This window comes from Mesobacillus zeae, assembly GCF_003570705.1.
Classification (GTDB): domain Bacteria; phylum Bacillota; class Bacilli; order Bacillales; family Cytobacillaceae; genus Mesobacillus_C; species Mesobacillus_C zeae.
On record NZ_QWVT01000012.1, the window covers coordinates 28726 to 42896 of the forward strand.

Here is a 14171-nt window from a genome sequence, read left to right on the forward strand (position 1 = left end):
GCCTTTTGTCATATTCTTTTGGTCAGGTTCCCTGTTGAATGTATGGAGAGGACTCGTTAAAATAACGTTATGGGCATCCGGAACAGTGCCCTTTTGCATGAAAGCTTGATAAAAGAGGTGAAGTCTTGAAAAATACATACAAATTGACTGAAGGGGCGGCCCTGCTGGCAGTTTTTTCGGTGCTGCTGTTAATGACCCTGTACATCCCGGTGGTTGGATCGATAACCTCACTTTTCCTTCCGCTCCCATTTATCATGTACGCTGCTAAAAGCGGCTGGAAGAGCTCGGCTGTTTTTATGATAGCTGCAATCCTGCTCTCCCTTATTATCGGGTCATGGCTCGCTATTCCATTTACATTGTCGCTTGGACTGACAGGTATTGTCATGGGTTTGGCCATAAGGGAAAAGAAAAGCCGCCAAATGGTATATGTGGCAGGCTCGCTCGTTTTCCTCGTCAACATTGTCGCAATATATGGCATCTCCGTCAAGTTCTTTGATATCAATTTCATTAAAGAAATGATGGATGCACTCAGACGGTCAATAGACATGTCTATCGGTATGCTTAAAGGGATGGGGCAGCCTGCCGATGAGAAAATGATTCAGCAGTGGACTGATTCAATCGATTTATTGGAAGTCCTGCTGCCAAGCCTATTCGTCATTTTTGCATTCGTAAATGTGCTCATCACCCAGCTCGTCTCCTTTCCAATCCTCAAGAGATTTGGGATCCAGATTGCAGGCTGGAAGCCATTCAGGGAAATTACGGTTCCCAAAAGCGTGCTCTGGTATTATTTACTGACACTTTTAGCTTCGATGCTATTCAAACCTGAAGAGGGAACATACTGGTATATTGCACTTGCCAATCTTGTATTTATCCTGCAGTTCCTCATGGTTATTCAGGGTCTGTCATTCCTGTTCTATGTCGCCTATTTTAAAGGGTATTCGAAAGCATGGGCTGTTGCCGCAGCTTTCCTTGCTTTTCTGATTCCGATTGTTTTTTATATCATTAGGATATTAGGTATAATTGATATAGGTTTTGACTTGAGAAAAAGGCTGGGGAGAAATGATCAGAAATAACTGCACTGGGAGCTGAGCAAATGCCTTCATATTTGGAAAGGCGGCAAATACGCTATCCCATGTACGGATTAATGGCTGTTACCCTGTTTATTCTGGGAGGACTGTCTTACTATAATCTCGCGCTTGGGGCAATAGGATTCGTTATTACCGCCATCCTGATTTACTTTTTGTTTCAGGTTAATTTTAAATTCAGGAAAGAAACGGAAGAGTATATTTCAACCTTGTCCTACCGCGTCAAAAAGGTAGGGGAAGAAGCTTTAATGGAGATGCCGATTGGAATCATGCTGATCAATGATGATTATTTCGTTGAATGGACCAATCCGTTTATGGCTTCATGCTTTCAGGAGGATACTCTTGTCGGCAGGTCGCTGTATGATGTAGCTGAAGCTGTTGTTCCATTAATCAAGCAGGAAGTGGAAACGGAAATCATTTCACTTCATGACCGCAAATTCCGGGTGATCCATAAAACGGAAGAGCGCCTCCTGTACTTTTTCGATGTAACGGAACAGACAGAAATTGAAAAAATGTATAATGATGAACGGACCGTCATATCCATCATTTATCTTGATAACTATGATGAACTCACGCAGGGTATGGATGACCAGACACGAAGCAATTTGAATAATATTGTCACATCCATTCTCAATAAATGGGCCACGAATAATGGCGTTTTCCTTAAACGTATTTCCTCTGAACGCTATATTGGCGTCTTCAATGAGAGCATTCTCCATTTGCTTGAAAAGGGAAAATTCACCATACTGGATGAGGTAAGGGAGACCACTTCCAAGCAGAATGTGCCGCTGACGCTTAGCATAGGTGTTGGCACAGGCGTCTCGTCGCTGCCAGAACTGGGAACGCAGGCGCAATCCAGCCTTGATTTGGCTCTTGGCAGGGGCGGAGACCAGGTGTCCATCAAGCAGCCAAACGGGAAAGTCAAGTTCTACGGCGGGAAGACCAACCCGGTTGAAAAACGGACCAGGGTAAGGGCAAGGGTGATTTCCCATGCGCTGAAGGAACTGATTACCGAAAGTGACAAAGTGCTGATCATGGGCCATAAGAACCCTGATATGGACGCAATCGGGTCCTGCATCGGGATATTAAAAGTAGCGCAAATGAATAAGCGTGATGGCTATATTGTCTATAACAAAAATGAAGCGGAATCAGGCGTACGGAGAATGATGGATGAGATCAGGAATAACGAAGCTTTGTACGCTCGCTTTATAACGCCTGAACAGGCTTATGAGCTTTCCACGGACGATACGCTTCTCGTTGTTGTCGATACGCATAAGCCATCTCTTGTGATGGACGAAAGGCTGCTTAACAGGCTGGAAAAAGTGATTGTCATTGACCATCACCGCAGGGGAGAGGAATTCATCAAAAACCCGATGCTGGTTTATATGGAACCTTATGCCTCCTCGACTGCGGAACTGGTAACTGAACTGCTCGAATACCAGCCGAAAAACGGTAAAATTCAAATGCTTGAAGCAACGGCGCTGCTTGCCGGCATCATTGTGGATACAAAGAGCTTTACGCTGAGGACCGGTTCGAGGACGTTCGATGCCGCTTCCTATTTACGGAGCCATGGAGCTGACACTGTCCTAGTGCAAAAGTTTTTAAAAGAGGATATCAAAACGTACATCAAACGTGCTAAAATCATCGAAAATGTGTATTTTCACCGTGATGGAATTGTCATCGCAAGAGCTGACGACGATCAGATATGCGATCAGGTACTGATTGCCCAGTCAGCAGATACGCTCCTGACAATGGATAGTGTAACCGCATCCTTTGTCATCTCGAGGAGAGCTGACCAATTGGTTGGGATTAGCGCGCGCTCACTGGGAGAGGTCAATGTCCAGGTCATCATGGAACATTTGAATGGCGGCGGCCATTTAACCAATGCGGCGACACAGCTTGCCGATATGTCGATGGACGAGGCTGAGGAAATGCTGAAAACGGCCATTGATGAATATATAGAAGGAGGAACAAAAGAATGAGAGTCATTTTCTTGAAAGACGTAAAGGGAAAAGGTAAAAAAGGGGAAGTTAAAAATGTAGCGGACGGCTATGCGCAAAATTTCCTGCTCAAGCAAGGCCTTGCTTCCGAAGCAACAAACTCTGCAATGAGCTCATTGCAAGCGCAAAAGAAAAAAGAGGAAAAGTTGGCTGAGGAAGAACTTCAGCAAGCAAAAGCGCTTAAAGAGAAGATTGAAAACCTTACAGTGGAGCTTTCGGCTAAATCTGGTGAAGGCGGCCGCTTGTTTGGGTCAATCACAAGCAAGCAGATTGCCGAAGAACTGCAGAAAAAGCACGGAATCAAGCTCGACAAGCGGAAAATCGAGCTAGAGGATGCCATCCGTTCACTAGGCGTGACAAAGGTTCCTGTTAAGCTGCACACAGAAGTGACAGCAATAATGAATGTTCATGTAAAAGAAACCCACTAAAATTGGCAGTTCATTTCAAACATAAACATGATAAAATAAAATAAGCACGGGAAACGCGTATAACTGTTTTCCATGAGATGCGAAAAAATGTGATTGGTCTTTTAGCTGATCACTTTTTTTCTTGATATAGGAAAAACCCTCTAGTGAAGGAGGTTTGCGGATGAATGATCTATATGCAGACCGGATGCCCCCCCAGAATATTGAGGCCGAGCAGGCGGTTCTGGGCGCCATTTTTCTTGAGCCGTCAGCGTTGACGGTGGCTTCCGAAGTGCTGATACCGGAAGACTTTTACCGGGCAGCCCATCAAAAAATATTTGACGTCATGCTGATTCTCAGTGACCGCGGCAAGGCGGTTGACTTGATTACCGTAACGGAAGAACTCGCCGCAGCCAAGCTTCTGGAGGATACTGGCGGTGTCAGCTATCTGAGCGAGCTGGCTGCTTCTGTTCCGACTGCGGCCAATATAGAATACTATGCCCGGATTGTCGAAGAGAAATCGCTTCTCAGGCGTCTAATCCGGACGGCAACATCCATTGCCTCGGATGGTTACTCGAGAGAAGACGAGGTTGAAGCGCTCTTAGGTGAAGCGGAAAAGAGCATCCTTGAAGTTGCCCAGCGGAAAAATGCAGGGGCTTTCCATAATATTAAAGATGTTCTTGTAAGGACATACGATAATATCGAACTTCTCCATAACCGAAAAGGCGATATTACCGGAATTGCAACAGGTTTTTTTGAGCTTGATAGAATGACAGCAGGTTTTCAGAGGAACGACTTGATCATCGTGGCAGCCCGTCCATCAGTGGGTAAAACGGCATTTGCCCTTAATATCGCCCAGAACGTAGCGACAAAGACAGGGGAAAACGTGGCTATTTTTAGCCTGGAAATGGGGGCGGAGCAGCTTGTCATGAGGATGCTCTGTGCTGAGGGGAATATCAACGCCCAGAACCTGAGAACAGGCTCATTGACGGATGACGATTGGGGAAAGCTGACGATGGCCATGGGAAGCCTATCGAATGCTGGAATTTTCATTGATGACACGCCAGGTGTCCGCATTAGCGAAATCCGCTCAAAATGCAGGCGGCTTAAGCAGGAGCGGGGCCTCGGAATGATCCTGATCGACTATTTGCAGCTGATCCAGGGAAACGGCCGTTCCGGCGAAAACCGTCAGCAGGAAGTCTCCGAAATTTCGCGTTCCCTTAAATCGCTGGCAAGGGAGCTTGAAGTGCCTGTCATTGCGCTTTCCCAGTTGTCCCGGGGTGTGGAGCAGAGGCAGGACAAACGGCCGATGATGTCCGATATCCGTGAATCGGGGAGTATCGAGCAGGATGCCGATATCGTGGCATTTCTTTACCGTGATGATTATTATGATAAAGAATCAGAGAATAAGAATATTATCGAAATCATTATTGCCAAGCAGCGGAATGGTCCGGTTGGCACAGTCCAGCTGGCATTCGTGAAAGAATACAATAAGTTCGTCAATCTTGAAAAACGTTTTGACGACTCGGCGGTTCCTCCGGGAGCATAGCCTAAAGCCTTGCCCATTGGGCAGGGCTTTTTCCATGGGATGAAACAGTTTTTTACCATGGTACTTTTATGAATGACAGGAAATAAAAGCGGGAATCCTATACATATAACGAACGTACAATGTTTTTTTAATATTATTGTTCGGGTTTTGTTGATTTTTTTTCTGTTAACTGTTAAAATTGATTTGTTTCAGTCGGAAAAAAGTAATTTTATATACAAAGTAACTTTGGAGGTGCTTCTGAACATGTCATCAGTAGTAGTTGTTGGGTCACAATGGGGAGACGAAGGAAAAGGCAAAATTACCGACTTTTTATCGGAAAATGCCGAAGTGGTAGCCCGTTACCAGGGCGGAAACAATGCAGGCCATACAATTAAATTCAACGGAGAAACTTACAAGCTCCATTTGATTCCATCCGGCATTTTCTATCAGGATAAAATTTGTGTGATCGGCAACGGAATGGTTGTCGACCCGAAAGCACTTGTTAAGGAACTAGCCTATATCCATGAAAAAGGTGTCTCTACGGACAATCTGCGCATCAGCAACCGTGCCCATGTCATCCTTCCGTACCATTTAAAACTTGATGAGGTGGAAGAAGCTCGAAAAGGCGACAACAAAATCGGTACGACCAAAAAAGGAATCGGACCGGCTTATATGGATAAAGCAGCCCGTATGGGTATCAGGATTGCTGACCTACTTGACCGCGAAACATTCGAAGAAAAGCTTGCACGCAATCTTGAAGAAAAAAACCGTCTGCTTGAACGGATGTATGAGACAGATGGCTTTAAACTCGAAGATATTTTTGAGGAATACTATGAATACGGACAGCAAATCGCTAAATACGTTTGCGACACATCTGTTGTCTTGAACGACGCGCTTGATGACGGCCGCAGGGTGCTGTTCGAAGGTGCGCAGGGTGTCATGCTTGATATCGATCAAGGTACTTATCCGTTTGTTACATCGTCCAACCCTGTTGCCGGCGGAGTCACAATTGGATCCGGTGTAGGACCAAGCAAGATCACTCATGCTGTCGGCGTCTGCAAAGCCTATACGACAAGAGTGGGAGATGGCCCGTTTCCGACAGAGCTTAACAACGAGATCGGCAACCAAATCCGTGAAGTGGGACGCGAATATGGCACAACAACTGGACGCGCCCGCCGTGTCGGCTGGTTTGACAGTGTCGTTGTCCGCCATGCCCGCCGTGTGAGCGGCCTTACCGACCTGTCACTGAACTCAATTGACGTGCTGACAGGCATTCCAACATTGAAGATCTGTACAGCTTACCGCTACAAAGGCGAAATCATTGAAGAGTTCCCGGCAAGCCTGAAGGTACTCGCAGAGTGTGAACCAGTTTATGAAGAGCTTCCAGGCTGGACAGAAGACATCACAGGCTGCAAGTCACTGAGCGAGCTGCCTGAAAATGCCCGCCACTATCTTGAGCGTGTAACACAGCTTACAGGCATTCCATTGTCAATCTTCTCAGTAGGCCCTGACCGCAACCAGACAAATGTGGTCCGCAGCCCATGGAGACAAAACTAAATTTATGGTAGTTAAAAGGAACCCCGTTATGCAGGGTTCCTTTTTTTATTTGTTCGATAAATTTTTTGCTGCCTGGAACTTGTACTTTTCCCTTTGAAAAAGCGGGTGCTGAAAGAGTGTTGGTTGCCATATATTGTCTAATTGTCCGAATCAGCCTGTTTCTTGTCCTAGTCACACGAATTTTTGTCCGAATCAACTGTTTTTTTGTCTTAATCTCTCTGATTTCTGTCCGAATCACGTTATTTCCCGAGAGAAAGATACTATTTCCCGAAAAAATACTCCTTTCCTCCAGGAAAAGGGAGCAATTATAGATGAATTTATTGCTTCTACTTTATTTTTAATAAAACTCAAAGAGTGGAAGGTAAATTTACCGTATCAAACGGGCGCTTTCATGCATCAAAGAAATGTCATATTTTTACAAATAGATGGATCGTGAAGTAAAAAAGGGGGTTAATCTCTTATTCTTGTGAAATAGATTAAAAAAGGATATATATTTTTATAAAAAACCTTGTACATAAATTAGTCCCTATGTTAATATAAAAAAGTCGTTTCCGAAAGGCTCGCTTTTAGTCGAAACATGACACAATCTCATATTTTATGAGCCATTAGCTCAGTTGGTAGAGCATCTGACTTTTAATCAGAGGGTCGAAGGTTCGAGTCCTTCATGGCTCACCATTTCTTTCTGTGGCCCCTTGGTCAAGCGGTTAAGACACCGCCCTTTCACGGCGGTAACACGGGTTCGAATCCCGTAGGGGTCACTTTACATATTTTTCACTGGGGCGATGGTGATCACCCCGCGATGTAAAGAATTGAATATTGTTATGGCTTGGTAGCTCAGTCGGTAGAGCAATGGACTGAAAATCCATGTGTCGGCGGTTCGATTCCGTCCCAAGCCATTAAAAAAGGGAGCGTGTAATCAGTACATGTTCCTTTTTTTCTATTTTTGTAACACTTCTGTAATCAAACAGTAAATAATACTATTAACCTCTGTATAACAGTAGTTACTAAAATACCCTCTCTCTTTATCCTCATTATGCAACGCAGACCCTTGCTACTTCTCGTTTTTTCGACTATTTTCTACAATTTTCACATTTAGCCTTTTTCCTGCTAATTGTTAGAAAAAGCAGGTTCATGTCAGCTATTATACATTTTTGTTACATCATGAAGACTGGTAATCTTTTTAAACAAGGATATGGTAATGTAATAGGGGATTGATTTTTTAAAATATTAGTCAATTGGTACTAGCCTATTACTGTGTTTACTGTACCTGCAGGAGGATAAGATGGTGAGTTTGATTAAAAAATTGTCCGAGCTAAAGGACAAAGCAACCAGCCAGATAAAACCGACATTAGGAAAAGCCTTGATGGCTGCAGTCGCAATCTCTGCCCTATCGGTCGGAACAGCAAATGCAGCAGCTTCCGATACGGAGCTTACAACAGTGTATTACGTATATATGAATGATGAATTCCTTGGAACCATCAATAATAAAGAAATGATCGAAAAACTTGTAGAAGAAAAGACGGATGCCGCTAAGCTGGTATACAAGGATCTTGATGTCACGCTTGGTCCGGACTTGGCGTTTGTACCTGAGCAGGTGTTCGAGTCAGCAGTTTCTTCCGATGAGGCGGATATCGCCAAACAGGTTGAAAGTAAGTTAAGTATCATGGCGAAAGCAACGGCCATCAATATCGACGGCAAAGCCGCAGCCTATGTAAAAGATCAGGCAGCATTTAAAGAAGTAATCAGGCAGATGAAGCTAAGCTATGTCACCGAAAAAGAGCTAGCCGACCTTGAACAGCGGAAGAAATTGAAACCGGCTTCGTTGCCGGAATTGAAAGAAAATGAATCCCGCCTTTTGGATGTCAAGCTGACAAAGAACATGGCCGCTTCGACAGAAGAAGTAGCCCCTAATAGAGTCCTATCGGCCGAAGATGCGGTGAAGCTTTTGAAAAAAGGCACATTGGAAGAAAAGAAATATAAAGTTCAGGAAGGCGACGTTCTTGGCTCTATCGCAAATAGTCATGGACTGGAGCTGGCCGAACTGCTAAAACTGAATCCCGGCCTTACAGAAGACTCACTCCTTAAACAAGGACAAGAAATGAATGTTACCGTCCTGAAGCCGCTTGTTGAAGTAGCTGTAGAAAAAGAAGTTTTCCAAAATGAAAGCATTCCTTTCAGCAGGGAAGTCGAAGAAGACTCATCCATGCCAAAAGGTGATTCGAGAGTGAAACAGGCAGGCAAGGATGGTGCCAAGTCCGTCATCTATAAAGTCTCCGAAGTGAATGGGGGGACTGCCCGAAAAGAAACAGTCAAGACGATCGTGAACGAAGAGCCTGTCAGTGAAATTACCATAAAAGGAACAAAAGAAATTCCTTCACGCGGCAGCGGAGCACTGATATGGCCAGCATCAGGCGGCTATGTCTCAAGTGAACAGGGCTATCGCTGGGGGAGAATGCATAAGGGAATCGACATTGCCCGCCCAGGAGACCGGACGATTAAAGCAGCCGACAATGGAATTGTGGTTTCGGCAGGTATGGACGGATCTTATGGGAATAAAGTGGTCATTGACCACCAGAACGGTTTCCGCACGGTTTATGCCCACCTTGATTCCATCAGCGTCAGCTCAGGCCAGACAGTTGAAGCCGGCTCGCAGATTGGCGTGATGGGTTCTACCGGAGATTCAACAGGCGTGCATCTGCACTTCGAGGTTTATAAAAACGGCCAGCTTGTGAACCCGAGGGAATACATTCGTTAAAGGATATCTAAAGTCTCTAGGCAAACTAGAGGCTTTTTCCTTTATATGCCCTGTATATACCTGTATTGGCAGTGAAGAATATTGCCACATACTGCAGAAGAATTCAGTTTTTGCGCGTAATAAAGTAAAATAAGAAGGATAGGATTTTTTTTGCAGGATAAAGCCGTTTATATAAAAATATGACCTCGAAAAAAGGAGACTTTGTATGGATAAGAAAATACTCGTTGTTGATGATGAAAAGCCAATCGCAGACATTCTGCAATTCAATCTGAAAAAAGAGGGATTCGATGTGTACTGTGCGTACGATGGCAACAGTGCGGTCGAAATGGTCGAAGAAATCCAGCCGGATTTGATTTTGCTCGATATCATGCTACCGCAGCGCGACGGAATGGAAGTATGCCGCGAGGTTCGCAAAAAGTACGAAATGCCGATCATCATGCTGACAGCGAAGGATTCTGAAATCGATAAAGTTCTCGGCCTTGAGCTCGGGGCCGATGATTATGTGACAAAACCGTTCAGTACGCGCGAACTAATTGCCAGGGTAAAAGCAAACCTTCGCAGGCATCAGGCAGCCGCCCAAAAAACGGAGGAGGAAGAAGAGACCAATGAGATTGTAATTGGCTCCCTGACCATCCATCCGGATGCATATGTCGTGTCCAAACGCGGCGAAACGATCGAACTCACGCACCGCGAGTTTGAGCTTCTCCACTATTTGGCGAAGCATATCGGTCAGGTTATGACGAGGGAACACCTTCTCCAGACTGTCTGGGGCTATGATTATTACGGCGATGTCCGAACAGTGGATGTTACCGTTAGACGCCTTAGGGAAAAAATCGAGGACAACCCGAGCCATCCGACATGGATTGTGACCCGAAGAGGAGTCGGCTACTATTTAAGGAATTCAGAGCAGGAGTAAACAATGAAAAAGGTTGGCTTTTTTCGGTCCATCCATTTAAAGTTTGTCATCATTTATGTGCTCCTGATCCTTGTCGCCATGCAAATTATCGGCGTCTACTTTGTGCGCAAACTTGAAGATACGCTAATGACCAACTATCAAAATTCATTAAAACAGCGCGTGAACATGCTCGTTTATGATATTGAAGAAGAAATGGACAAGGAGCGCGGCAAACAGGATGCCACAAAGGAAGAAGGTATCAGGAAAATTCTCCGGGACTACAAGTCCTCTGATATATCCGAGATCAGGGTAATTGATGGGGGAAGCTTGCGGATCATTGGTACTTCGGATCAGAATAATCAGGGGATTGTAGGACAGAGGACAACCGAACTGAAAATCAAGCGATCCATTGTCGTCGACAAGGATGAGGGAGACATTGTGCTTGATGCAAAAACAGGGAAGAGGGTCTGGGTACAATCCACCCCAATCCATTCCGATAAAGAAGTAATTGGTGCCGTTTATCTTGTCGCAAAGGTTGATAATATCTTTTCACAAATGAAAGAAATCAATAAAATTCTTGCAACAGGGACCGCGCTTGCGCTCCTGTTTACTGCCGTGCTGGGAACGCTTTTGGCCCAGACGATCACAAGGCCGATTTCCGATATGAAGAAACAGGCGCTTGCAATGACACGCGGCAATTTTTCTCGCAAGGTTAAAGTGTATGGCTACGATGAAATTGGTCAGCTTGCTTTGACTTTTAACAACTTGACGAAAAAGCTGCAAGAGGCACAGGCAACGACTGAAGGTGAAAAGCGCAAGCTAAGCTCTGTTATTTCTTATATGACAGACGGTGTCATTGCCACCGACAGAAAGGGACGGATCATCCTTGTCAACGACCCTGCTGCCCAAATGCTGGATGTTTCACGTGAAACAATCCTTTCAGCTCCGATTGTATCGGTGCTCGGCCTTGAAGAAGACTACACACTTGAAGACCTTCTTCAGGAAAAAGAATCCGTTATCCTTGATTACAGTACGAAAAACGAGCCATTCATCCTCAGGGCGAATTTTTCGGTCATCCAAAAGGACAGCGGTTTTGTTAACGGCTTAATAGCGGTCCTCCACGACATTACCGAGCAGGAAAAAATCGATATGGAGAGACGGGAATTCGTGGCCAATGTTTCACATGAGCTGCGGACCCCGCTGACAACGATGAGGAGCTATCTGGAGGCGCTCACTGATGGAGCGTGGAAAGACGAAGAAATAGCTCCTAACTTCCTTCAAACTGCCCAGACGGAAACGGAGCGGATGATCAGGCTTGTCAACGATCTGCTTCAGCTATCAAAGATGGACAGTACAGATTACCATCTTTCCAAGGAGTGGGTCGATTTCCCAGTGTTCTTTAACCGGATTATTGACAGGTTTGAACTGACGAAAAACCAGAATGTCACGTTCATCCGTAAAATACCGGATAAAACGACATTCGTTGAGCTGGATGAAGATAAAATCACACAGGTACTCGACAATATCATTTCCAATGCAATGAAGTATTCACCAGAGGGCGGACGGATCACTTTCAGGACAGAGGAAAGAGACGAACAGATCATCATCAGCATATCCGATGAAGGCGTAGGCATCCCGAAAGACAACCTAAAGAAAATCTTTGACCGTTTCTACCGGGTGGATAAGGCACGGACGAGGAAACTTGGTGGAACAGGCCTCGGGCTTGCCATTGCCAAGGAGATGGTTAATGCGCACGGAGGCGATATCTGGGCGAAAAGCATCGAAGGCAAAGGGACGACCATCTTCTTTATGCTTCCATATGATTCGACAGCGGAGGATGAGTGGTCATGACATACGATAATATTAAAACAGGCATTTTAGTCGTATTGGTGATTTTAAGCGGAGTCCTTACATGGAGCATCTGGACCTTTCAGCCAATGTACGAAACGATGGAAAATGAAAAGACTGCCAACGAAGTGGCACTGGGTGCAAAGCGGGAAATCAAGAAAATTGTCAGGCCTCAACAGCTGATGATCAACACAGGCGGAAAGCATTACGGCACGACAGACAACTACGATATTGACAAGGCTGTCACATTGCTGAGTAAGTGGAAATTCTACAATGCCCGGAAGTTTTCAGGAAGGTTTTCCGAATTGAATGAAATGATATCCCGGCAGGCGAACACGGAAATTATTTTCCCGGCTGGGGTTCCAGCTGAATTATATAATCGCGTGCTGAGCTTTGAAGAGGAAAACCTGCCCAAGTTCGAGTTTGACCGGATTATCGTTCCGGCACAGACTCCACAGAAGCAGGAAGGAATCGTGTATTTTTATTCTGCGAAGAATCAGAGTGCTTATGTTGCAAATGTAAATCCTGCTGCGATTCAAGAGTTTTCAGCGCTTTTCCATAAAAGTTACGCCAGGATGGGAGAATATTTCCCTTACAAGGCGGGCAGCAACAAGGTGATCTATTTACCGGAAGAACAGACGGAAATGGCTAAATATACTTATTACAGCAATCCGCTCGAACCTGAAAAATTGATGAATGCCCTGTTTGCCGACCCAAGCTTTGTTCAGAAAAGTCTTGTAGCGGAGGGGGAAGAATATACGGATACCTCTAGAAGGATGATTGTAAATACAGGGACAAAGATGATTGACTTTGTTAATTTGCTTAGTGAAAGCGAATCTGTAATCGGAACATCCGGAGTTTTACAGAAAAGCATTGATTTTGTCAATATGCACAGCGGCTGGACAGATGCCTACCGTTACGAGTATAAAGATGATTTTAACCACCGTGTTGTTTTCAGGATGTACAGCAAGGAAGGCTATCCGGTTTTTAACAAAAACGGGATGTCAGAAATCAGGCAGTCATGGGGGCAGACAGAAATCAGCACATATGAGCGCCCTAGCTTTAACCTAGAGCTGCCAATCAATCCCGACCCTACGAAGGCCATTCTTCCTTCAGGCAGGGAAGCTGTTACACTCCTGAAGGAAGTGCAGGGAATCAGGCCGGAACTCGTTACGAACTTGGCCCTCGGCTATTATATGTCAATGGATCCTGATGACGCTTCGTTAATTTTGCTTGAGCCTGGTTGGTTCTACGAATATGACGGAGACTGGCGGGCGCTTCATAAAGGGGAAGGAGGAAGGAAGAATGGACTGGAGCAGAATTAAGACCATTTTTATACTATCCTTTCTCGTCCTTGATATTTATCTTGTCTATCAGTTCCTTAACACAAAGGATGAGGCCACATATGAACTGCTGAAGGAAGCGTCGATCGAGGACAAACTTAAGAACGAGGACATTCAATATTCCGAGCTGCCTAAAGTTCTGCAAAAAGAACGCTATATCAGCGTGAAGCCAAAGGTTTTTTCTAAGGATGAAATGCCTTCAGGGAAGCTTCCACAGGCAGGCGGGGATGGGACAACCTTAAGAGTCACGCTGGAAAAGCCAATCAAACTGAGTGGGAAATTCGATCCGTCAGAGCTTGGCCCTTATATAAAAGGCTTCGTTGCCTATGGAGCTGAATATCAATTCTGGGAAAAGGATGATGCAACTAAGACGATCATCTATTACCAGCAGTATAAAGATAAGACGATGTATCACAATCTGAACGGAAAGCTGACTTTCCATCTTAATGCCCAAAATGAGGTCTATGCCTACGACCAAACCTACCTCGTATTTCAGGAAGAACTGTCAGAACGGCAGGAAGTGCTTCCGGCGCTAGGAGCGATTGAAACACTGTATAAAAAAGGATTGTTGAAGCCAAAGAGCAAAATTAAGGTTGAGCTGGGCTATTCGACGCTTGTCCAGCTGGCAGCATCACAGGTGCTCGCCCCTACTTGGCGGATCATCGTCGATGGCAAGGAAAGCTTGTTCGTCCAAGGCTTTGAAGGCCAGGTTATCCAGTTTGACAGCGAAGAAAATAAAGCAACGGAGTGAGAGAA

The 14171-nt window shown here is 45.1% G+C and carries 10 protein-coding genes and 3 tRNA genes; all 13 read left to right on the forward strand.

All coding sequences use genetic code 11. The annotated features are described in order from the left end of the window. The first annotated feature begins 125 nt into the window (after positions 1 to 125). The 13 genes from D1970_RS06645 to D1970_RS06705 all read left to right on the forward strand — a co-directional run bounded on the left by D1970_RS06645 (position 126) and on the right by D1970_RS06705 (position 14166). Positions 126 to 1073 carry a YybS family protein gene (locus D1970_RS06645; RefSeq protein WP_119112110.1) on the forward strand — a complete coding sequence of 316 codons (948 nt, stop codon included), beginning with the start codon at positions 126 to 128 and terminating at the stop codon, positions 1071 to 1073. 20 nt (positions 1074 to 1093) lie between these two features. Then, positions 1094 to 3067: a DHH family phosphoesterase gene (locus D1970_RS06650; RefSeq protein WP_119112111.1), complete on the forward strand. Its 1974-nt coding sequence runs from the start codon at positions 1094 to 1096 to the stop codon at positions 3065 to 3067. Further along, positions 3064 to 3513, forward strand: a complete 450-nt coding sequence (gene rplI, locus D1970_RS06655; RefSeq protein ID WP_119112112.1) for a 50S ribosomal protein L9 — start codon at positions 3064 to 3066, stop codon at positions 3511 to 3513. Before D1970_RS06650 ends, rplI begins: the two co-directional genes overlap by 4 nt. A 160-nt stretch (positions 3514 to 3673) precedes the next feature. After that, positions 3674 to 5038 carry a replicative DNA helicase gene (gene dnaB, locus D1970_RS06660; protein WP_119112113.1) on the forward strand — a complete coding sequence of 455 codons (1365 nt, stop codon included), beginning with the start codon at positions 3674 to 3676 and terminating at the stop codon, positions 5036 to 5038. A 243-nt stretch (positions 5039 to 5281) separates the two neighbouring features. Then, positions 5282 to 6574 carry an adenylosuccinate synthase gene (locus D1970_RS06665; RefSeq protein ID WP_119112114.1) on the forward strand — a complete coding sequence of 431 codons (1293 nt, stop codon included), beginning with the start codon at positions 5282 to 5284 and terminating at the stop codon, positions 6572 to 6574. Between the two features lie 599 nt (positions 6575 to 7173). Beyond that, a tRNA-Lys gene (locus tag D1970_RS06670) sits at positions 7174 to 7249 on the forward strand. An 11-nt stretch (positions 7250 to 7260) separates the two neighbouring features. Next, a tRNA-Glu gene (locus tag D1970_RS06675) sits at positions 7261 to 7332 on the forward strand. A 65-nt stretch (positions 7333 to 7397) separates the two neighbouring features. Next, positions 7398 to 7470: transfer RNA gene (locus D1970_RS06680), tRNA-Phe, on the forward strand. Between the two features lie 386 nt (positions 7471 to 7856). Next, complete coding sequence (locus D1970_RS06685) at positions 7857 to 9329, forward strand: M23 family metallopeptidase (protein ID WP_119112115.1); 1473 nt, start codon at positions 7857 to 7859, stop codon at positions 9327 to 9329. A 205-nt stretch (positions 9330 to 9534) separates the two neighbouring features. Further along, the gene (gene yycF, locus D1970_RS06690; RefSeq protein ID WP_119112116.1) at positions 9535 to 10245 is read left to right on the forward strand and encodes a response regulator YycF; all 711 of its coding nucleotides are present in this window, start codon (positions 9535 to 9537) and stop codon (positions 10243 to 10245) included. Between the two features lie 3 nt (positions 10246 to 10248). Beyond that, positions 10249 to 12075, forward strand: a complete 1827-nt coding sequence (gene walK, locus D1970_RS06695; RefSeq protein ID WP_119112117.1) for a cell wall metabolism sensor histidine kinase WalK — start codon at positions 10249 to 10251, stop codon at positions 12073 to 12075. Then, positions 12072 to 13397 carry a YycH family regulatory protein gene (locus D1970_RS06700; RefSeq protein WP_119112118.1) on the forward strand — a complete coding sequence of 442 codons (1326 nt, stop codon included), beginning with the start codon at positions 12072 to 12074 and terminating at the stop codon, positions 13395 to 13397. The genes walK and D1970_RS06700 overlap by 4 nt, the downstream gene beginning before the upstream one ends. After that, entirely contained in the window at positions 13378 to 14166 is a 789-nt protein-coding gene (locus tag D1970_RS06705) for a two-component system regulatory protein YycI (RefSeq protein WP_119112119.1), read from the forward strand. Before D1970_RS06700 ends, D1970_RS06705 begins: the two co-directional genes overlap by 20 nt. Positions 14167 to 14171 lie beyond the last annotated feature (5 nt).